Source organism: Pseudomonas sp. 05N431, assembly GCF_056397005.1.
In genome coordinates this window covers 38555-57867 of sequence record NZ_JBFTMN010000016.1, presented here as the reverse complement: position 1 = coordinate 57867, position 19313 = coordinate 38555, and the positions used below count along the sequence as shown (strand labels likewise).

19 protein-coding genes are annotated in these 19313 nt (G+C 60.0%); 12 read left to right on the top strand and 7 right to left on the bottom strand.

The genetic code is table 11. The annotated features are described in order from the left end of the window. Nucleotides 1-90 precede the first annotated feature (90 nt). A complete protein-coding gene (locus AC1DIG_RS23260) occupies nucleotides 91-1677 on the bottom strand; it encodes an ABC transporter substrate-binding protein (protein WP_477769193.1) in 1587 nt (528 codons plus the stop codon). A gap of 446 nt (nucleotides 1678-2123) precedes the next feature. On the opposite strand from AC1DIG_RS23260, the gene rpmB reads away from it, so the two are divergent. Together rpmB and rpmG are read left to right on the top strand one after the other, a co-directional pair. Then, complete coding sequence (gene rpmB / locus AC1DIG_RS23255) at nucleotides 2124-2357, top strand: 50S ribosomal protein L28 (protein WP_034147715.1); 234 nt, start codon at nucleotides 2124-2126, stop codon at nucleotides 2355-2357. Between the two features lie 11 nt (nucleotides 2358-2368). Further along, nucleotides 2369-2524, top strand: a complete 156-nt coding sequence (rpmG, locus tag AC1DIG_RS23250; protein ID WP_007894709.1) for a 50S ribosomal protein L33 — start codon at nucleotides 2369-2371, stop codon at nucleotides 2522-2524. Nucleotides 2525-2597: 73 nt separating this feature from the next. Here the strand turns inward: rpmG and AC1DIG_RS23245 are convergent, their stop codons facing one another. Beyond that, nucleotides 2598-2960, bottom strand: a complete 363-nt coding sequence (locus AC1DIG_RS23245) for a cupin domain-containing protein (RefSeq protein WP_477769192.1) — start codon at nucleotides 2958-2960, stop codon at nucleotides 2598-2600. Nucleotides 2961-3183: 223 nt separating this feature from the next. Here AC1DIG_RS23245 and AC1DIG_RS23240 point away from each other — a divergent pair, with 223 nt between their 5' ends. Together AC1DIG_RS23240 and AC1DIG_RS23235 are read left to right on the top strand one after the other, a co-directional pair. After that, on the top strand, nucleotides 3184-4677 hold the full coding sequence (locus AC1DIG_RS23240; RefSeq protein ID WP_477769191.1) for an aldehyde dehydrogenase: 1494 nt from the start codon (nucleotides 3184-3186) through the stop codon (nucleotides 4675-4677). 190 nt (nucleotides 4678-4867) lie between these two features. Beyond that, nucleotides 4868-6010 carry an MFS transporter gene (locus AC1DIG_RS23235; protein ID WP_477769190.1) on the top strand — a complete coding sequence of 381 codons (1143 nt, stop codon included), beginning with the start codon at nucleotides 4868-4870 and terminating at the stop codon, nucleotides 6008-6010. A gap of 166 nt (nucleotides 6011-6176) precedes the next feature. On the opposite strand, the gene AC1DIG_RS23230 is transcribed toward AC1DIG_RS23235, so the two are convergent. Further along, on the bottom strand, nucleotides 6177-7742 hold the full coding sequence (locus AC1DIG_RS23230) for a phospholipase D family protein (RefSeq protein WP_477769189.1): 1566 nt from the start codon (nucleotides 7740-7742) through the stop codon (nucleotides 6177-6179). Nucleotides 7743-7829: 87 nt separating this feature from the next. After that, the gene (locus tag AC1DIG_RS23225) at nucleotides 7830-9260 is read right to left on the bottom strand and encodes an aminotransferase-like domain-containing protein (protein WP_477769188.1); all 1431 of its coding nucleotides are present in this window, start codon (nucleotides 9258-9260) and stop codon (nucleotides 7830-7832) included. Between the two features lie 178 nt (nucleotides 9261-9438). Between AC1DIG_RS23225 and AC1DIG_RS23220 the strand changes: the two genes are divergently transcribed. Next, entirely contained in the window at nucleotides 9439-9684 is a 246-nt protein-coding gene (locus AC1DIG_RS23220) for a DUF1127 domain-containing protein (RefSeq protein WP_477769187.1), read from the top strand. A 144-nt stretch (nucleotides 9685-9828) separates the two neighbouring features. Here AC1DIG_RS23220 and AC1DIG_RS23215 read toward each other — a convergent pair whose 3' ends face one another. Beyond that, nucleotides 9829-11142 carry an NAD(P)/FAD-dependent oxidoreductase gene (locus AC1DIG_RS23215; RefSeq protein WP_477769186.1) on the bottom strand — a complete coding sequence of 438 codons (1314 nt, stop codon included), beginning with the start codon at nucleotides 11140-11142 and terminating at the stop codon, nucleotides 9829-9831. A 149-nt stretch (nucleotides 11143-11291) separates the two neighbouring features. Here AC1DIG_RS23215 and AC1DIG_RS23210 point away from each other — a divergent pair, with 149 nt between their 5' ends. Continuing rightward, the gene (locus AC1DIG_RS23210; RefSeq protein WP_145014159.1) at nucleotides 11292-11645 is read left to right on the top strand and encodes a YkgJ family cysteine cluster protein; all 354 of its coding nucleotides are present in this window, start codon (nucleotides 11292-11294) and stop codon (nucleotides 11643-11645) included. 164 nt (nucleotides 11646-11809) lie between these two features. On the opposite strand, the gene AC1DIG_RS23205 is transcribed toward AC1DIG_RS23210, so the two are convergent. Next, the gene (locus AC1DIG_RS23205) at nucleotides 11810-12298 is read right to left on the bottom strand and encodes an Lrp/AsnC ligand binding domain-containing protein (protein ID WP_003177284.1); all 489 of its coding nucleotides are present in this window, start codon (nucleotides 12296-12298) and stop codon (nucleotides 11810-11812) included. Between the two features lie 156 nt (nucleotides 12299-12454). Between AC1DIG_RS23205 and dadA the strand changes: the two genes are divergently transcribed. From dadA to AC1DIG_RS23175, 6 genes are all read left to right on the top strand, one after another. Next, entirely contained in the window at nucleotides 12455-13759 is a 1305-nt protein-coding gene (gene dadA / locus AC1DIG_RS23200; protein WP_477769185.1) for a D-amino acid dehydrogenase, read from the top strand. Continuing rightward, nucleotides 13731-14084 (top strand): RidA family protein, encoded by a 354-nt coding sequence (locus AC1DIG_RS23195; protein ID WP_477769184.1) that lies wholly within the window; start codon nucleotides 13731-13733, stop codon nucleotides 14082-14084. Before dadA ends, AC1DIG_RS23195 begins: the two co-directional genes overlap by 29 nt. Nucleotides 14085-14175: 91 nt before the next feature. After that, nucleotides 14176-15249 carry an alanine racemase gene (alr, locus tag AC1DIG_RS23190; RefSeq protein ID WP_347928346.1) on the top strand — a complete coding sequence of 358 codons (1074 nt, stop codon included), beginning with the start codon at nucleotides 14176-14178 and terminating at the stop codon, nucleotides 15247-15249. A gap of 127 nt (nucleotides 15250-15376) precedes the next feature. Continuing rightward, nucleotides 15377-15925 (top strand): cupin domain-containing protein, encoded by a 549-nt coding sequence (locus AC1DIG_RS23185; RefSeq protein ID WP_019694258.1) that lies wholly within the window; start codon nucleotides 15377-15379, stop codon nucleotides 15923-15925. A 183-nt stretch (nucleotides 15926-16108) separates the two neighbouring features. Continuing rightward, on the top strand, nucleotides 16109-16525 hold the full coding sequence (locus AC1DIG_RS23180) for a c-type cytochrome (protein WP_019694257.1): 417 nt from the start codon (nucleotides 16109-16111) through the stop codon (nucleotides 16523-16525). 134 nt (nucleotides 16526-16659) lie between these two features. Then, on the top strand, nucleotides 16660-18582 hold the full coding sequence (locus tag AC1DIG_RS23175) for an acetyl-CoA hydrolase/transferase C-terminal domain-containing protein (RefSeq protein WP_477769183.1): 1923 nt from the start codon (nucleotides 16660-16662) through the stop codon (nucleotides 18580-18582). A gap of 132 nt (nucleotides 18583-18714) precedes the next feature. On the opposite strand, the gene AC1DIG_RS23170 is transcribed toward AC1DIG_RS23175, so the two are convergent. Continuing rightward, entirely contained in the window at nucleotides 18715-19287 is a 573-nt protein-coding gene (locus AC1DIG_RS23170) for a xanthine phosphoribosyltransferase (RefSeq protein ID WP_427529623.1), read from the bottom strand. Nucleotides 19288-19313: the final 26 nt, after the last annotated feature.

Genomic DNA, 19313 nt, shown 5'->3' with positions numbered 1-19313 from the left:
AACATTCAACAATGATGTTGGCTGAAAGTCCGTCATCGTCGGATCGCCGCCCGGAGCAAGCTCGCTCCCACAGGTTTTGCGGTGACGCTATTACTTGAGGCTGACTTTGGAATAGTCCTGACGGCCAAACGGGCTGACCTGGTAGCCCTGAACGTCCTTGCGCGTCAATGCGTAGGCGGTCGGGTGCGCCAGTGGCAGCCACAGCGCCTGTTGCTGGATCTGCGTCTGGGCCTGTTCGTAAAGCTTGCTGCGCACACCCTGTTCGGTCGTGGTCTTGCCGGCGCTGATGACTTTGTCCAGGCCAGGGTCGCAGTAGCGGGCGAAGTTGGTCCCGGACTGGACCGCTGCGCAGGAGAACTGTGGCGTGAGGAAGTTATCCGGGTCACCGTTGTCGCCGGACCAGCCCATGAACAGCAGGTCGTGTTCGCCGGCCTTGGCGCGGCGAATCAGCTCGCCCCATTCAATCACCCGGATTTCCGCCTGGATCCCGACTTCAGCCAGGTCCGCCTGCAACAGCTGGGCGCCAAGGCTTGGGTTCGGGTTGAGCAGGCTGCCGGAAGGGCGGGTCCAGATCGTGGTTTGAAAACCCTCCTTGAGCCCGACCTTGGCCAGCAGTGCGCGTGCCTTGGCGATGTCTTTCGGATAGCCCGGCAAGTCCTTGGCGTAGCTCCAGGTGTTGGGCGGGTACGGACCGTTGGCGGCTTGCGCGGTGTCCTCGAAAACGGCCTTGAGGTAGTTGGCCTTGTCGAAGGCGAGGTTGATCGCCTGGCGGACTTCGGGTTTATCCAGCGGCGGATGCTGACTGTTGATGGCCACGAACGCGGTCATGAACGCCGGCGTGCTCTCGATCTTCAGGGTCGGGTCCTGGGCTGCGGCCTGCACGTCCAGCGGTTTGGGCGACAGGGCGATCTGGCACTCGTTGCGCCGCAGTTTTTGCAAGCGCACGTTGGCGTCCGGGGTGATGGCGAACACCAGGCTGTCCACGGCCGGTTTGCCGGCAAAGTAGTCGCGGTTGGCCTTGTAGCGAATCGACGCATCTTTCTGGAAGCGCCCGAAGATGAACGGGCCGCTGCCGATTGGCTGGCTGTTGAGTTTCTCGGGCGTGCCGGCCTTGAGCAACTGGTCGGCATACTCAGCCGGGTAGATCGAGGCAAACCCCATGCTCAGGGTGACAAGGAAGGTCGAGTCGGGGTGGTCCAGGGTAAAGCGCACGGTCAGCGGGTCCAGCGCGTCGATTTTCTTGATCAGCGCAGGCAATTGCATCGATTGAGCGTGAGGGAAGCCACTCTGGGCGACTTTGTGCCAAGGGTGGGCGGGGTCGAGCATGCGCTCGAAGCTGAATTTCACGTCTTCGGCGTTCAGATCGCGGGTAGGGGTGAAGTACTCGGTGTGGTGGAACTTCACCTGTGGATGCAGCTTGAAGATGTAAGTCAGGCCATCGGCCGACACTTCCCAGCTGTCGGCCAGGCTGGGGACGACTTTGCCGCTGGCGGTATCGAAATCCACCAGACGGTTCATCAGCACGTCGGCCGAAGCGTTGGTGGTGGTCAGCGAGTTGTATTGAACGACATCGAACCCTTCCGGGCTGGCCTCGGTGCAGACGCTTAAAGCGGCAGCCTGGGCCAATGGGCTCAGCAAGAGTGGGGCGAGCAACAACGGTAGGGCAGCGAGGCGCATGTGTGAATTCCTGTGCAGATCGAAGGCCCATCTGCGAGTGCAGTCTGGAAAAGGCTTACCCTAGTGGGCTCTTTTACAAATGACTATCCCCTTTTTCATTTTAAGTGGACTATGTGCGATTGTTTTCGGTGGGTACTGCCCAAGGAAAACCCTGGATTGGCCTGTTGGCCGGCTTTCTGCGACGAGCGGTCGCCATCGACGACAGCCTTTGTCCAAGGCGCTCGGAGCCCGAAAAATAGGGGTTTTGTTAATTCAATGCACACCGATTGTTGTTGCTCTCTAGTCTTTCTGGTATAAAGCAGCGCTCTTTTCTAGGGGCCCGGTTCCTTCACTGTAGGTGTAGCCGGTAAGACCCTTAAAGAAACGCGGCGCCTGGCGCCAAATGACTGAGAGATTAAGCGGCCAACCCATGCCGGGTTGGGCATGTGGTTTTAGAGGGCTGAGGCATGTCGAGAGTCTGTCAAGTTACCGGTAAGGGTCCGGTGACTGGGAATAACATTTCCCACGCAAACAACAAAACCCGTCGTCGTTTCCTGCCGAACCTGCAGCATCACCGCTTCTGGGTTGAAGAAGAGAAACGTTTCGTGCGTCTGCGCGTATCTGCCAAAGGCATGCGTATCATCGACAAGCGTGGCATTACTGCCGTGCTGGCCGAAATCCGCAAAGCTGGCAAGATCTAAGGGAGCTAATCATGCGTGAATTGATTCGTTTGATTTCGAGCGCTGGTACTGGTCACTTCTACACTACCGACAAGAACAAGCGCACTACTCCGGACAAAATCGAGATCAAGAAATTTGATCCGGTTGTTCGCAAGCACGTGATCTACAAAGAAGGCAAAATCAAGTAATTGATTTTTCCCCTCTTGAGAAAAAGGCCCGTATCGCAAGATACGGGCCTTTTTTGTTGGGGTCAGAAAAGCCTCAGGCCTTCTGTTCAAACGCCACGTAGATCTTGCGGCACGGCTCCAGCACTTCCCAGGTGCCGCGGAAGCCGGCCGGGATGACAAAACGATCGCCCGCCCGCAGGGTCTTGGCATTGCCGTCGTGGTCACGCAGCACCGAAACCCCCTGCACGATTTCGCAGTATTCGTGTTCGGTGAAGTTCACCGCCCATTGCCCGATTTCTCCTTCCCAGACGCCCGCGTTCAACTGACCGCACGGGCTGCTGTAGTGGTTGTAGACCGCTTGCTCGGGATCGCCCTTGAGCACTTTCGTGGCGTCCGGGCGGTAGCGCTCGGCGGCTGTGGTGGCCTGGCTGAAGTCGACGATGTCCTGGATGCTCATTCTTGTAATCCCAGTGATTGCCTGAAAATCAAAGTCTATGTTTATTAAAATGAACATCGCAAGGCCGTTTACCGGTCTTATGTCAAATATATTGAAACATGAGGGGTCGCTGGTTTAGGGTGGCAGTTGCCTTGGGCCGAATTGAAAACTGGCCGGGCAGAATTTATGTAGGTGCCTGCGTAGATCGCGTGGCGCTCGTATTCAATAAGAGGAGGACTCTCGTATGACTACCCTGACTCGTGCCGACTGGGAACAACGCGCCCGCGACCTGAAGATCGAAGGCCGTGCCTACATCAATGGCGAATACACCGCAGCGGTCTCCGGCGAGACGTTCGACTGCATCAGTCCTGTCGATGGCCGTCTGCTGGGCAAGATCGCCAGCTGTGATGCCGCCGACGCCCAGCGCGCCGTGGAAAACGCTCGCAGCACGTTCAACTCGGGCGTCTGGTCGCGCCTGGCACCGGCCAAGCGCAAGGCCACCATGATTCGTTTCGCCGGCCTGCTCAAACAGCATGCCGAAGAGCTGGCGCTGCTTGAGACCCTGGACATGGGCAAGCCGATCAGCGATTCCCTGTACATCGACGTTCCGGGCGCGGCGCAAGCGCTGAGCTGGAGCGGCGAAGCCATCGACAAGATCTACGACGAAGTGGCCGCTACCCCGCACGATCAACTGGGTCTGGTGACCCGTGAGCCGGTGGGTGTGGTAGGCGCCATCGTGCCGTGGAACTTCCCGCTGATGATGGCCTGCTGGAAACTCGGTCCGGCGCTGTCCACCGGTAACTCGGTGATCCTCAAGCCATCCGAAAAATCCCCGCTGACTGCTATCCGTATCGCGGCGCTGGCCGTTGAAGCCGGTATCCCGAAAGGCGTGCTGAACGTGCTGCCAGGCTACGGTCACACCGTTGGCAAGGCGCTGGCCCTGCACATGGACGTCGACACGCTGGTGTTCACCGGTTCGACCAAGATCGCCAAGCAACTGATGATTTATTCCGGCGAATCGAACATGAAGCGCGTCTGGCTTGAAGCCGGCGGCAAGAGCCCGAACATCGTGTTTGCCGATGCGCCGGACCTGCAAGCGGCGGCCGAGTCCGCTGCCAGTGCCATCGCGTTCAACCAGGGCGAAGTCTGCACCGCCGGTTCCCGTCTGCTGGTCGAGCGTTCGATCAAGGACAAGTTCCTGCCGCTGGTGATCGAGGCCCTGAAAGCCTGGAAGCCGGGCAACCCGCTGGATCCGGCCACCAACGTCGGCGCACTGGTTGACACGCAACAGATGAACACCGTGCTGTCCTATATCGAATCCGGGCACGCCGATGGCGCCAAGCTGGTGGCGGGCGGCAAGCGGATCCTTCAGGAAACCGGTGGCACCTACGTTGAACCGACGATTTTCGATGGCGTGAGCAACGCCATGAAGATTGCCCAGGAAGAAATCTTTGGCCCGGTGCTGTCGGTCATCACCTTCGACAGCGTCGAGGAAGCGATCCGGATCGCCAACGACACGCCGTATGGTTTGGCCGCTGCTGTCTGGACCTCGGATATCTCCAAGGGTCACCTGACCGCCAAGGCCCTGCGTGCCGGCAGCGTGTGGGTCAACCAGTACGACGGCGGCGACATGACCGCACCGTTCGGTGGTTTCAAACAGTCGGGCAACGGCCGTGACAAGTCGCTGCATGCGTTCGACAAGTACACCGAGCTGAAGGCGACCTGGATCAAGCTGTAAACCTGTAAAGGGCCCCGATCACATTCGGGGCTCAATACAACGCAGATCCCTTGTGGGAGCGGGCTTGCTCGCGAAGGCGGTGTAACAGTCAACATTGATGTTGAATGTGCTGGCCTCTTCGCGAGCAAGCCCGCTCCCACATTTGTTTTGTGCCGTTTGTAAAAAATAATTATCCACAGGAGCGTGGAACATGCGTTGGGCGACTTATTTCGCCGTATTGGCCTCTGTCCTGAGTGTCGGCCTGGCCCTGGGCGTCAGCATGCCGCTGGTATCGTTGCGACTGGAAAGCTGGGGTTATGGCTCGTTTGCAATCGGTGTCATGGCGGCGATGCCGGCGATTGGCGTGCTGCTGGGGGCCAAGGTTTCAAGCCATCTGGCGGCACGTTTCGGTACGGCCAATTTGATGCGCCTGTGCCTGTGGGCGGGGGCGCTTTCCATCGGCTTGCTGGCGCTGTTGCCAAGTTATCCGGTCTGGCTGGTGCTGCGGCTGATGATCGGGGTGATCCTGACCCTTGTGTTCATCCTCGGCGAGAGCTGGATCAACCAGTTGGTGGTCGAGCAATGGCGCGGCCGACTGGTGGCGCTGTATGGCAGCAGTTACGCCCTGAGCCAACTGTCTGGTCCGTTGCTGTTGGGCGCGTTGGGCACCGACAACGACTTCGGGTTCTGGGTCGGTGTCGGTTTGCTGGTGACGTCGCCGTTGTTGCTGTTGGGGCGTAGCGGCGCGCCGAGCAGTGAAGCCTGTAGCGTGACGTTCAGCGACTTGCTGAGCTTTTGCCGTGGCCTGCCGGCGATTGCCTGGGCGGTGTCGCTGTTTGCGGCGTTCGAGGCGATGATCCTGACCTTGCTGCCGGTGTATTGCCTGCGCCAGGGTTTCAGCGCTGAAATCGCCCTGGCGATGGTCAGTACCGTGGTGGTCGGCGATGCCTTGTTGCAACTGCCGATTGGTGCGCTGGCGGATCGACTGTCGCGGCGTACGTTGTTTGCCGGTTGCGCAGTCATCCTGATGCTCTCGAGCCTGGCGATTCCGCTGTTGCTCGAAACCTTGCTGATCTGGCCGTTGTGGGTGTTGTTTGGCGCCAGTGCCGGCGGCTTGTTTACCTTGTCGCTGATTCTGATCGGCGAGCGCTACCGCGACGATGCACTGGTGCGAGCCAACGCTCACATTGCGCAATTGTGGGGCATCGGATGCCTGATCGGCCCACTGGCGGCCGGTGCCGGCAGTCAATGGATCAGCGGGCATGCCTTGCCGTTGCTGATGGCGGCGGGGGCGTTTGGGCTGGTGATCCTGTTGCTGCGCCAAGGGGCGTTTGGCACTGCACAACCAGCGTAATGTGTAGCGGCTGCCGAAGGCTGCGTTCGGCTGCGCAGCAGTCGTAAATTCGGATATCGCGGTCTTTCGGTTTAACCGTGGCTGCAGGGTTTACGTCTGCTGCGCAGCCGAACGCAGGCTGCGCCAGCTGCTACGGATCGTGTGATGCCGCAGGGTCATGCAGTGCTTAGAGCATCCGCTCCAGTCCCACCGATTTGCTGAGCCAGGCATTGAAATGTCGCCACCAGCTCCCCGGCTCTCGGGTCAGGGTGTGTGGCTGGCCGTCGTCTTCAGTGACCCACACCACCTGGCCATTCTCCAGTCGAGCCTCATAACTCAGGGCCGGTGACATACCTCGCAGGGCCAGTTCGCGAACCTGTCCAGCGAGTTCCGGGCTGTCCACCAGCACCCCGACTTCAGTGTTCCAGAGCACCGAGCGCGGATCGAAGTTGAATGAGCCAATGAACGTCTTTTGCCGGTCAAAGATTATCGCCTTGCTGTGCAGGCTGGAATCAGAGCCGCGGGAGGCGGCGCTGTGGAACAGGTTCGGACCACTGCCACCGTGCTCGCCGGGCTGGCGGCGCAACTCGAACAGCTTTACGCCATGTTCCAGCAACGCCTTGCGATAAGGTGCGTAACCACCGTGTACGGCCGGCACGTCGGTGGCGTCCAGGGAATTGGTCAGCAAGCTGACCGAAACCCCGTCATCTGCGCGTCCCGTCAGGTAGACCAGCCCCGTTTGGCCTGGGACGAAATAGGCCGAGATCATGATCAGCTCGTTACTGACGCCTTGTAACTCGGGCGCCAGTTGGGTGGTCAGCAGCAGTTGCGGATTCGGCTCGTCCTTGGCCAGCACCTTGCTCGGTGCGTCCCACAACGCCTGGTTCCAGGCCCAGATCAATTCGCGCCGCCAAACGTCCAGCCGTGGGTGGGTCTGGTAAATCTTCAGTTGCTGGTACAGCGCATAGTTCTGTTGGCGGGTGCCTTCCAGCGACTCTTGCAGTCGCAGTCGGGTATTGGCCAGGTCCTTTGCCGTGGGTTTGCCCGAGACAAACTCATCGATCGGTTTGCTCAGGGCGCTGTTCCAGTACTGGTCGAAACTGTGCCCGAGCTGCTCGGCCACCGGGCCGATGCCGAGCATGTCGATGTCGGTGAAGTTCAGATCGGGTTGGGCGTCGAAGTATTCATCGCCCAGATTACGGCCACCGACAATGGCTGCACTGTTATCCGCCAGCCACAGCTTGTTGTGCATGCGCCGATGCTGAAGTGACAGGTTGAACAGCCGCCCCATAGTGCGGGTCAGCCCGGTGCTGCGGCCCAGGTGCAGCGGGTTGAACAGGCGAATATGAATCTGCGGATGCGCAGCAAGGGTGGCGATGATCTGGTCCAGGCCATCGCTGGTGGTGTCATCGAGCAGAATGCGTATGCGCACACCGCGGTCGGCGGCCTTGAGCAGCTCCGCCGCCAGCAACCGTGTGCTGACACCGTCGTGGACGATGTAGTACTGCAAGTCGAGGCTGCTTTGCGCATTGCGAATCAGCTCGGCACGCGCCATGAAGGCTTCGCTGCTGTTGGGCAGCAGGCGGAAGCCGGAGCGGCCCTGATACGCCGCAGCCTGTGCCTGGATCGAACGCCCGAATGCAGAGTTCGCCGCCGGCAACGCCTGGCTCGGCTCGTGATGTACGGTGAGAGAGGTGCAGCCGCTCAGTAGCGAGACGAGCGGCAGAAAAAACAGGGCTTGTCTGGGGCGCAAATCGGAGTTTCCGCGAATGGGCAGGATTCGGAGTATGGCACGGCATTTGGCAATGCTCCGTGAATGCTCAAGCGTTGATTGATGGCGTTATTTGTCCTCGTGATGCTCGGCCAGTAGCTTGATTGCCGCCGCGCCGACCTTGCGCACCGCCTCTTCAACCTGCGGTGTCGGTTTGGCCGAGTAGTTCATGCGCAGGCAATTGCGGTACTTGCCCGAGGCGGAAAAAATACTGCCAACGGCAATCTGTACGCCTTGGTCGATCAGAGCACGATTCAGTTTCATGGTATCGAAGCCTTCCGGCAGTTCGACCCAAAGCATGAAGCTGCCTTGCGGACGGCTGGCTCGGGTGCCAGCGGGAAAATACCGGCTGACCCAGTCAAGCATCAGGTCGCGATTGCGCTGGTATTGCGTGCGCATCCGCCGCAAATGCGGTTCGAAATGACCGCCCTTGAGGAATTCGGCGATGGCAATTTGTGGCTGCGGGGCAGTGGAGCCGGTGCTGATGTATTTCATGTGCAACACCCGCTCCAGATACCGGCCCGGCGCGACCCAGCCGATACGCAGCCCTGGCGCCAAGGTCTTGGAGAACGAGCTGCAGAGCAGGACGCGGCCGTCTTCGTCGAAGGACTTGATCGTGCGGGGACGCGGGTAGGTGTAGGCCAGTTCGCCATACACATCGTCTTCGATGATTGCCACGTCGAAGCGCTGTGCCAGGGTCAGCAGCGCCCGTTTGCGTGCCTCCGGCATGATGTAGCCCAGCGGGTTGTTGCAGTTGGGGGTCAACTGTATGGCTTTGATCGGCCACTGTTCCAGCGCCAGTTCCAACGCCTCGAGACTGATCCCGGTAATCGGGTCGGTGGGAATCTCCAGGGCTTTCATGCCCAGTCCTTTGAGGGTTTGCATGGCACCGTGAAAGCTCGGCGAGTCGACGGCCACGATGTCGCCCGGCTCGCAGATCGCGCGAATGCTGGTGGACAGCGCTTCGTGGCAGCCGGTGGTGATCACCAGGTCGTTGGCGCTCAGCTGACAGCCGGAGTCGAGCATCAGGCGGGCAATCTGTTCGCGCAGTTCGAGAATGCCGTAGATGTTGTCGTAATACAGGCCGGGCATGTCCTGACGCCGACTGATCCGCGCCAACCCGCGCAGCAGAGGCTTCATGGTTGGCGTGGTGACGTCCGGCATGCCGCGACCGAGCTGCACGATGTCTTTACGCGGGACGGCGCGAATCAGCTCCAGCACCTGATCCCACTGGGAAATGTCCACCGGACGCTGAGCCGGGCGGCCAACGACAGGCAACTCCGGCAGCTCGCGCCCAACCGGAACGAAGTAGCCGGATTTCGGCTTCGGCATTGCCAGCCCGCTGTCCTCCAGCACCCGATAAGCCTGCTGCACCGTGCTCAGGCTGACCCCGTGCTCGACGCTCAGTGCCCGCACTGACGGCAGTCGGTCACCAGGACGGTAGAAGCCCTGTTCGATACGCGTGCCGAGCAATTCGGCGAGGTTGACGTAAAGGGTCATGGTGCAGCCTCGGTGAAGAGATTCAGTGGACCAGTACAGATGGGGCAAAAATACAGGATTCAGTCGCTAAAACGGGAAATCTGTATGGAAGTAATACAATCCCTTTGAATCTGTAACGGTTTTGCCGGCCCGCGCATCATGGAATCTCTGGCGACCCAAGTAAACAGGAGCAATAAAAATGAACGGCTTGAGCGATGTGCGGCTGACGTTACACAGTCAGGAACTGGAGGCAGGGCAGGAATGGGGTATGCGCGCGGCAACGATGCGCAATGCCCCGTCCGGTCTCGGTCGCTGGGGACTGTTCTGGCATCGTCTGCACACGCGCAAGGCCTTGCTTGAGCTTTCGCCCGAGCAGCTGCGCGATGTGGGGTTGAGTCGTGAACAGGCGCGGGAGGAGGGGCTCAAACCCTTTTGGAGGGTCTGAGTGTGATAGCGCCCTCTCGATCGAATCGCGAGCAAGCTCGCTCCCACAGGGGGGTATCTGTGAGCACACATCCTGTGAGCAACAGAGACCAAATGTGGGAGCGAGCCTGCTCGCGATGAGGCCGGTAAGAACACAGGCCAGCTTTCAGACCAACTCTTTCATCCGGTGCCACAACATCCCCAGCGCCAACAACGGCGAGCGCAAATACTTCCCGCCCGGAAAGGTCATGTGCGGCACCTTGGCGAACAGGTCGAAACCGCCGCCTTGCTGACCGCTGATGGCTTCGGCCAGCAGCTTGCCGGCCAGGTGGGTGGCGTTCAGCCCATGACCGGAGTAGGCCTGGGCGTAATACACATTCGGCTGGTCCTTGAGCCGGCCGATCTGCGGCAGGCGGTTGGCGCCGATGCCAATCATCCCGCCCCATTGATAGTCGATCTTCACCCCGGCCAGTTGCGGGAAGACGTCGAGCATCTTCGGGCGCATATACGCGCCGATGTCCGACGGATCACGACCGGAATAGTGGCAGGCGCCGCCGAACAGCAAGCGCCGATCCGCCGAGAGCCGGTAGTAGTCCAGCGCCACTCGCTGATCGCAGACCGCCATGTTCTGCGGCAGCAATGCGTGGGCCTGCGCTGCGCTCAAGGGTTCGGTGGCGATGATGTAACTGCCGGCGGGCAGCACTTTGCCGCTGAGCTCGGGGTTAAGGTTGTTGAGGTAGGCGTTGCAGCCCAGCACCAGGGTCCTGGCGCGGACCGTGCCTTGCGCCGTGTGAACCTTGACCTCGCTGCCATAGTCGATGCGGGTCACGGCCGATTGTTCGAACAGCTTCACGCCCAGTTGCTGCGCCGCAGCGGCTTCGCCCAAGGCCAGGTTCAACGGGTGCAGATGCCCGGAACCCATGTCGATCAAGCCACCGACATAGCGGTCGGAACCGACCACGCTGTGCATTTCATTGGCTTGCAGCAACCGGGTTTCATATCGATAGCCGAGGCTGCGCAACTCGGCCGCGTCTTCGGCGAAACCTTCAAGGTCGCGAGGTTTGTTGGCCAGGTCGCAGTAACCCCAGGTCAGGTCGCAGGCGATCTGAAAATGCTCGATCCGTTGCCGGACGATTTCCACCGCTTCCAGGCCCATGAGCTTCATCTGGCGAACGCCGTCCGTGCCGATCACCTCGGCAAACTGATCGAGGCCATGACCCACGCCGCGAATCAGTTGCCCGCCGTTGCGCCCACTGGCGCCCCAGCCGATCTTGCGCGCTTCGAGCAACACCACGCTGAGGCCGCGTTCGGCCAGCTCGATGGCAGTGTTCAGCCCGGAGAACCCGCCGCCCACCACGCACACGTCCGCCAGCAGTTCGCCTTTGAGCGCCGGATAATCGGGCTGCGGCAGGCTGCTGGCGGCGTAGTAAGACGCCGTGTGCCGGTGGTTCGGGGCAGGTTGCGGAACGCGGGCGTTCATGTGCGTCATCCGGGTTTCGTGTGTTTAGTAAATTTTACGGAGCATAAGCCGGACCTTTCGGCGTGGGCAACATTGGTCGGCTTACGCTGTCTGGCGTGAGGCTTTTAGGGCAAAATCCCACCTCGTTCACTTTCCCGGTACTCGCTTCGATGAGCTGCAACAGTCAGAAAATCCGCGCTCTTCGTCAGCAAATCCCCTCGTTCGAGTGCGTGCCCGGCTGCCATGACTGCTGTGGCCCGGTGACCACTTCACCAGAAGAAATGTCGCGCCTGCCGCGTAAGACAAGGGCCGAGCAGGACGCTGCGATGGACGAACTGAACTGCGTGCACCTGGGCCCCGATGGCTGCACGGTGTATGACGAGCGGCCGTTGATCTGTCGGTTGTTCGGCACCACCAAGACCTTGCCATGCCCCAATGGCCGCCGCCCGGTGGAGTTGATTCACCCTCGGGTCGAGAAGCAGATCCATGAATACATGGCCAGCACCCGGCAAGTCCTCGTTTAGAAGCACCGTTGCTTCAGGTAGACCGAGTCGCTTCAATCGCGAGCAAGCTCGCTCCCACATTGGGGCCTTGCCGTACACAAAACAGTGCCCACTGAAAATCTACTGTGGGAGCGAGCTTGCTCGCGATGGCGCCCGCTCAGGCAACCATTTCCTCAGACCTGACCTCAATCCGGAATCGGCAAACTCAGGCTCTCTTTCACTTCTTCCATCACGATATAGCTCTTGGACTCACGCACGTGGGGCAATTTGAGCAGGATGTCGCCCAGCAGTTTGCGGTACGAGGCCATCTCGGAAATCCGCGCCTTCACCAGGTAGTCGAAATCCCCTGACACCAGGTGGCATTCCAGTACGTGCGGCAGTTTCAGCACGGCGCGTCGGAACTCTTCAAAGGTATCGCCGGACTTGTAGTCGAGGCTGATCTCGACGAACACCAGCAGGCTGCCCTTGAGGTGCTGCGGGTTGAGCCGGGCGTTGTAGCCCATGATGATCCCTTCGCGCTCCAGGCGTCGCACCCGCTCAGTGCAGGGTGTGGTCGACAATCCGACTTTTTCCCCTAGCTCGGTAAACGAAATCCGCCCGTCTGCCTGAAGGATGCGCAGGATATTACGGTCGATCTTGTCCAGCTCGCGCTTGGTCTGAGTATTGGTCCGCATAGGGGATGCGCCTCCGTAAAAAGGGATTTTGCCGAGAATTGTCGCCAAATATAGGCACTTATATAGTGAAAAGCACTGGCCAATGTTTTTTACACTGCGCACATCTGTGATTTGAACAACAAACGTCAGCGGTAAGCCGCGATGAGGGATACGAAAATGCGCGTTCTGGTCTTGGGTAGCGGCGTCATCGGTACCGCCAGTGCCTACTATCTGGCTCGGGCCGGGTTTGAAGTAACGGTTGTAGACCGTCAGCCGGCTGCTGCCATGGAAACCAGTTTCGCCAACGCCGGCCAGGTCTCGCCGGGTTATGCCTCGCCGTGGGCCGCGCCGGGCGTGCCGCTCAAAGCCATCAAATGGCTGCTGCAACGCCACGCACCGCTGGCGATCAAGGCCACCGCCGATATAGACCAGTACCTGTGGATGGCGCAGATGCTGCGCAACTGCACCGCCAACCGTTATGCGGTGAACAAGGAGCGCATGGTCCGTCTGTCCGAGTACAGCCGTGACTGCCTCGATGAACTGCGTGCTGAAACCGGCATTGCCTACGAAGGCCGCACCCTGGGGACCACTCAACTGTTCCGCACTCAGGCGCAGCTGGATGGCGCGGCAAAGGACATTGCCGTCCTGAAAGAGTCCGGCGTGCCCTTTGAACTGCTCGACCGCGCCGGCATTGCCCGGGTCGAACCGGCGCTGGCCAGTGTGACCGATATCCTCGCCGGTGCCTTGCGCCTGCCGAACGACCAGACCGGTGACTGCCAGATCTTCACCACGCGCCTGGCCGAAATGGCCGTGAAACTGGGCGTGGAATTCCGCTTTGACCAGGACATTCAGCGCCTCGACTACACCGGTGACCGGATTAACGGCGTGTGGATCGACGGCAAGCTGGAAACCGCGGACCGCTACGTATTGGCGCTCGGCAGCTACTCGCCGAAGTTGCTCAAGCCGTTGGGCATCAAGGCCCCGGTGTACCCGCTCAAGGGCTACTCGCTGACCGTGCCGATCACAAATCCGGCGATGGCCCCGACGTCGACTATTCTCGACGAGACCTACAAGGTTGCGATCACCCGTTTCGACACCCGCATTCGTGTCGGCGGCATGGCTGAGATAGCCGGTTTTGACCTGTCGCTGAACCCGCGTCGACGCGAAACGCTGGAGATGATCGTCAACGATCTTTATCCTCAGGGCGGCGACCTGGCCGAGGCGAGTTTCTGGACCGGTCTGCGTCCGACCACACCGGACGGCACGCCGATCGTTGGCGCCACGCCGTTCAAGAACCTGTTCCTGAACACCGGTCACGGCACGCTCGGCTGGACCATGGCGTGTGGCTCCGGCCGCTTGCTGGCTGACCTGATGGCGAAGAAAACGCCGCAGATCAGTGCCGAAGGCCTCGATATTTCCCGTTATGGCAACACCCCAAAGGAGTCTGAAAAACATGTCAATCCAGCGCCAGCTCACCAATGAGCGCATGAGCCAGATCGTTGTCCACAACGGTACCGTGTATCTGGCCGGGCAAGTCGGCGACGACATGAATGCCGGGATTGAACAGCAGACTCGTGAAACCCTCGCCAACATCGAGCGTTTGCTGGATCTGGCCGGGACTGACAAAACCAAACTGCTGTCGGTGACGATTTACCTGAAGGACATTGATGCCCATTTCAAGGGCATGAACAGTGTCTGGGACAGCTGGCTGCCAAAGAACGTCGCGCCCGCCCGTGCGACGGTCGAAGCCAAACTGTGCGAACCGGAGATCCTGGTTGAGTTGTCGGTAGTGGCTGCTCTGCCTTAAGCAACGATCCCTCTCCCGGTGCTGTTGGCGGTTCACGCTGTCAGCCAGCGCCGGTTTTTTCTTCCTCATGACCGCCTAGAAGTCTGCCGCCATGCGTCCTGCCCGTGCCCTGATCGATCTTCAAGCCCTGCGTCATAACTATCAATTGGCCCGCGAAGTCTCGGGGGCGCGCGCCCTCGCGGTGATCAAGGCCGATGCCTACGGCCATGGCGCGGTGCGCTGTGCCCAGGCCCTGGAGGCCGAGGCGGACGGTTTCGCCGTGGCTTGCATCGAAGAAGCCCTGGAGCTGCGCGCTGCCGGTATTCGTGCGCCGGTCCTGCTGCTCGAAGGCTTTTTCGAAGCCGATGAGCTGTCGCTGATCGTTGAGCATGATTTCTGGTGTGTGGTGCATTCGTTGTGGCAGCTCGAAGCGATCGAGAAAGCCGCGTTGAGCAAGCCGATCACGGTCTGGCTCAAGCTTGATTCGGGCATGCATCGGGTCGGCCTGCATCCAGCGGATTATCAGGCGGCGTATCAACGTTTGCTGGCCAGCGGCAAGGTCTCGAAGATCGTGCTGATGAGTCACTTTGCGCGTGCCGACGAGCTGCATAGCAGTAGCGCGGCGGAACAGGTTGCGGTGTTTGAAGCGGCGCGCCAGGGCTTGTCGGCGCAAGTCAGCTTGTGTAACTCGCCGGCGGTGCTGGGCTGGCCGCAGGTGCCGAGCGATTGGGTTCGCCCCGGCATCATGCTCTATGGCGCGACACCTTTTGAAGAAGCCAATCCCGTAGCGGCACGCTTGCAACCGGTGATGACCCTGGAATCGAAAGTCATCAGCGTGCGCGAATTGCCGGCCGGCGAACCGGTGGGCTATGGGGCGAAGTTCATCACCCAGAAGCCGATGCGCATCGGCGTGGTTGCCATGGGCTATGCCGACGGTTATCCGCGTCAGGCGCCTACCGGCACGCCGGTGTTGGTGGCCGGGCAGCGCAGCCAGTTGCTCGGGCGGGTGTCGATGGACATGCTCTGCATCGATTTGACCGATGTGCCGCAGGCCGGCCTCGGTTCTACCGTCGAATTGTGGGGTAAAAACATTCTGGCCAGCGACGTCGCCATGGCGGCCGGGACCATTCCCTACCAGATCTTCTGCAACCTGCGTCGCGTGCCACGGCTCTATTCCGGGAGCTGAGGCAGGCTGCCGAGACCGGAAGTCGCTTTACTGAACGGGATTCAGACCCAAGTGTTGTAAATACTGAACGCTGTCGCCATGATAACGCTCACTATCTACACAATCTGAATCCTGGGAGGCTAATGCATTGGACGTCGGTGAACGACTGCAATCGATCCGTAAACTGAAAGGTCTATCCCAGCGAGAGCTCGCCAAGCGGGCAGGCGTTACCAATAGCACCATTTCAATGATCGAGAAAAACAGCGTCAGCCCCTCGATCAGTTCGCTGAGGAAGGTCCTTGGCGGCATCCCCATGTCCATGGTCGAGTTCTTTTCCGAAGAGATTCTTCAGGAAAAACCGACGCAGATCGTCTACAAAGCCAATGAGCTGATCGATATTTCCGATGGCGCCGTGACCATGAAACTGGTCGGCAAGGCTCATCCGAGCCGCGCTATCGCGTTCCTCAACGAGATCTACCCGCCAGGCGCCGATACCGGTGAAGAGATGCTCACCCATGAGGGCGAGGAAACCGGGATTCTGCTCGAAGGCCGCCTTGAGCTGGTGGTCGGGCTTGAGACATTCGTGCTCGAGGCCGGGGACAGCTACTATTTCGAAAGCACCAAACCGCACCGTTTTCGAAATCCGTTCGATGCGCCAGCGCGACTAATCAGCGCAGCCACACCGGCGAATTTCTAGGAAAAGAGGCGTCCGGCAAGGTTTTGCGAGTCGCCCCATGCTGTATTTCGCCACGACGTAATACCCCTAGGACTTTAGGGTTGTTTCAGTGTGGCGGGCTTACCGCTATACTTGCGCCCGCCTGCGAAACCGTGGCCGTGGGCGTGACTAGCCACCATTGAGGGTGTACGCGTGAATCTAATTATGAAAATGCTGGCCGCACCAGCAACCGTATTGGCCCTTTGGGCAGTCAGCGCTCAGGCGTCGACCACTGACGATATCGCCAAGCGCCTTGAGCCCGTCGGCCAGGTCTGTGTACAAGGCCAGGAGTGCAAGGGGATGGAAGTCGCCGCTTCGGTAGGCGGCGGTGCAGCGAAGACTCCCGATGAAATCATTGCCAAACATTGCAATGCTTGCCATGGCACGGGTCTGCTGGGCGCACCGAAAATCGGTGATGCTGCAGACTGGAAAAAACGCGCCGACAAAGAAGGCGGCACTGCTGCTGGCCTGGCGAAAGTAGCGTTGACAGGTCTCAACGCGATGCCACCAAAAGGCACCTGCAGCGACTGCGAAGTGAAAGACCTTGAAGGCGCCATCCAGAAGATGTCCGGCCTGAAATAAGCCCCGTCTTCAGCGAAAAAGCCGCTTGCGAGCGGCTTTTTTGTACCTGGGATTTGACCTCGAGACTGGTCATCGCGATCAGGACGCGGCAAGCTCGAACCGACCTCAATTCATGGACAGGTCGGGAGGGTCTGATGGTGCAGTCGGTATCAATCGAACAGGCAGTCGATGATGTGCTCGCACGTTTGCCAGCGCATATACACCTCGGCCTGCCGCTGGGGCTGGGCAAACCCAACCGCTTCGTCAACGCGCTCTATCGGCGCATCGCCCGGTTGCCCGAGCGGCAACTGACGGTCTACACCGCGTTGAGCCTGGGTCGTCCGTCATTGGGCGACGGCTTGCAGCGACGCTTTCTGGAACCCTTCATCGAGCGCGTGTTTGGCGACTATCCCGAGCTGGATTTTCTCGCCGACCTGCAGCGTGACAGCCTCCCGGCGAACATTCGCATCGAGCAGTTCTTCATGCAGCCCGGCAGCTTGCTGCACAGCGCATCAGCGCAGCAGGATTACGTCAGCAGCAACTACAGCCACGCCGCCCGGGACATCAATGCCGCCGGGTTGAACCTGGTGGCGCAACTGATGGCTCATGATCCGCAACAGCCGGATCGACTGAGCCTGAGCTGCAACCCGGACATCACCCTCGACCTGTTGCCGATGATCGCCAAACGCCGCGCTGCCGGGGAAACCATCCTGCTGCTCGGCCAGGTCCACCGGGATCTGCCGTACATGCCGGGAGACTCGGAAGTCGAGCGCGAGGCGTTCGATTTGCTGATCGACGAGGAGGAGGGCAGCACGCTGTTTTCCACACCGAACATGCCGGTGGGCGTTCAGGATCATTTCATCGGCCTGCACGCCAGCACCCTGGTGCGGGACGGCGGAACCCTGCAAATCGGCATCGGTGCCATGGGCGATGCGCTGACCGCCGCGTTGCTGGCTCGGCAGGCGGATAACGACGGCTACCGGGCGCTGCTCACGGACCTTGATGCGCATGACTGGACGTCACTGATTAACCGTGAAGGCGGCGTGGAGCCCTTCGCCAAGGGGCTTTATGGTTGCAGTGAGATGTTCGTCAACGGGCTACTGGCGTTGTCCGACGCCGGAATCGTGCGTCGCAAGGTTTATCCGAGCGTCGCCCTGCAACAACACGCCAATGCCGGCACTCTGGATGAATCGGCTCAGGTAGGCGGCATCTCGATTCACGGTGGATTTTTCCTCGGGCCACGCAGTTTCTATCAGCGACTGCGGGATTTGCCTCACAGCAAACTTGCTGAATTCAACATGACCGCCATCAGCTACATCAACGAGTTGTATGGCCATGAAGAGCTCAAGCGTTTGCAGCGTCTGGATGCGCGCTTTATCAACAGTGCGTTCACCATGACCTTGATGGGTGCCGGGGTCGCTGATCAGTTGGAAGACGGGCGGGTGCTCAGCGGTGTCGGCGGGCAATACAATTTCGTCGTCCAGGGCCATGCGCTGGAAGGCGCGCGCTCGATTCTGATCCTGCGCAGCTGGCGTGAGTCGGGCGGTGAAGTGAGCTCGAACATGGTCTGGGAGTACGGCCACTGCACGATTCCACGGCACTTGCGCGACATAGTGATCACCGAATACGGCATCGCCGATTTACGCGGCAAGACCGACGCCAAGGTGATCGAAGCGTTGCTCAACATCAGCGACTCACGCTTCCAGCCAGGCTTGATCGAACAGGCGCAGAAGGCCGGCAAATTGCCGAAGGATTTTCGCCTCGATCCGCGTTTCACCGACAACAGCCCACAGCGCTTGCAGGCGATTGCTGCACGGCACCCTCGGTTGTTTCCGGAGTATCCGCTGGGCAGCGATTTCAGCAGCGAAGAGCGGGATGTGTTGCGGGCGCTGAACTGGCTCAAGAGCAAGTTCAAACTCACCGAGATTCTGGAGTTGGGCAAGGCAGCGCTGGATGCGCCGGAACCCTCGGAGTACCCGGTTCATCTGGAGCGGATGCAACTGACGAAGCCTGAGGGCTTGAAGGAGGATCTGTATCAGCGGTTGCTGTTGGCAGGCCTGAAGGCCACCGCGCATTAACGATCAAACAAGTGAACCCTGTGGGAGCGAGCTTGCTCGCGATGGCGGTGTAACAGTCGACATAGATGTTGAATGTTATGACCTCATCGCGAGCAAGCTCGCTCCCACAGGGGGGATATGCGGTGTGGCGGGTTATTCGATAAAGGTGACGACGCCGTCGGCCAGGGATTTGACCCGGGCCAGGGATTCGACGCGGTAGCCTTGCGCGTCCAGCTCGGCGCGGCCGCCCTGGAACGACTTCTCGATCACGATACCCAGGCCTGCCACGGTAGCGCCGGCCTGTTTGATGATCGAGATCAGCGCCTGCGACGCCTTACCGTTGGCCAGGAAGTCGTCGATGATCAGCACGCGGTCGCTGCTGGTCAGATGACGTGGAGAAATGGCCACGGTGCTTTCGGTCTGCTTGGTGAACGAGTAGACGGTCGCCGACAGCAGGTTTTCAGTCAGGGTCAGGGACTGGTGCTTGCGGGCGAAGATCACCGGCACGCCGAGGTTCAGACCGGTCATGATCGCCGGAGCAATGCCCGACGCCTCGATGGTGACGATCTTGGTGATCCCCGAATCCTTGAACAGCGTGGCGAATTCATCGCCGATCAGCTTCATCAATTGCGGGTCGATCTGGTGGTTCAGAAAGGCGTCGACTTTCAGGACCTGGTCGGAAAGCACGATGCCTTCTTCGCGAATTTTCTTGTGCAGTGCTTCCACAACAGCTTCCTCTGTTGGCGCTACGG

Coding starts and splice junctions, on each gene's coding strand:
- AC1DIG_RS23260 (WP_477769193.1), bottom strand. CDS start 1,677: ATGCGCCTCGCTGCCCTACCGTTGTTGCTCGCCCCACTCTTGCTGAGC.
- rpmB (WP_034147715.1), top strand. CDS start 2,124: ATGTCGAGAGTCTGTCAAGTTACCGGTAAGGGTCCGGTGACTGGGAAT.
- rpmG (WP_007894709.1), top strand. CDS start 2,369: ATGCGTGAATTGATTCGTTTGATTTCGAGCGCTGGTACTGGTCACTTC.
- AC1DIG_RS23245 (WP_477769192.1), bottom strand. CDS start 2,960: ATGAGCATCCAGGACATCGTCGACTTCAGCCAGGCCACCACAGCCGCC.
- AC1DIG_RS23240 (WP_477769191.1), top strand. CDS start 3,184: ATGACTACCCTGACTCGTGCCGACTGGGAACAACGCGCCCGCGACCTG.
- AC1DIG_RS23235 (WP_477769190.1), top strand. CDS start 4,868: ATGCGTTGGGCGACTTATTTCGCCGTATTGGCCTCTGTCCTGAGTGTC.
- AC1DIG_RS23225 (WP_477769188.1), bottom strand. CDS start 9,260: ATGACCCTTTACGTCAACCTCGCCGAATTGCTCGGCACGCGTATCGAA.
- AC1DIG_RS23220 (WP_477769187.1), top strand. CDS start 9,439: ATGAACGGCTTGAGCGATGTGCGGCTGACGTTACACAGTCAGGAACTG.
- AC1DIG_RS23215 (WP_477769186.1), bottom strand. CDS start 11,142: ATGAACGCCCGCGTTCCGCAACCTGCCCCGAACCACCGGCACACGGCG.
- AC1DIG_RS23210 (WP_145014159.1), top strand. CDS start 11,292: ATGAGCTGCAACAGTCAGAAAATCCGCGCTCTTCGTCAGCAAATCCCC.
- AC1DIG_RS23205 (WP_003177284.1), bottom strand. CDS start 12,298: ATGCGGACCAATACTCAGACCAAGCGCGAGCTGGACAAGATCGACCGT.
- dadA (WP_477769185.1), top strand. CDS start 12,455: ATGCGCGTTCTGGTCTTGGGTAGCGGCGTCATCGGTACCGCCAGTGCC.
- AC1DIG_RS23195 (WP_477769184.1), top strand. CDS start 13,731: ATGTCAATCCAGCGCCAGCTCACCAATGAGCGCATGAGCCAGATCGTT.
- alr (WP_347928346.1), top strand. CDS start 14,176: ATGCGTCCTGCCCGTGCCCTGATCGATCTTCAAGCCCTGCGTCATAAC.
- AC1DIG_RS23180 (WP_019694257.1), top strand. CDS start 16,109: ATGAAAATGCTGGCCGCACCAGCAACCGTATTGGCCCTTTGGGCAGTC.
- AC1DIG_RS23175 (WP_477769183.1), top strand. CDS start 16,660: ATGGTGCAGTCGGTATCAATCGAACAGGCAGTCGATGATGTGCTCGCA.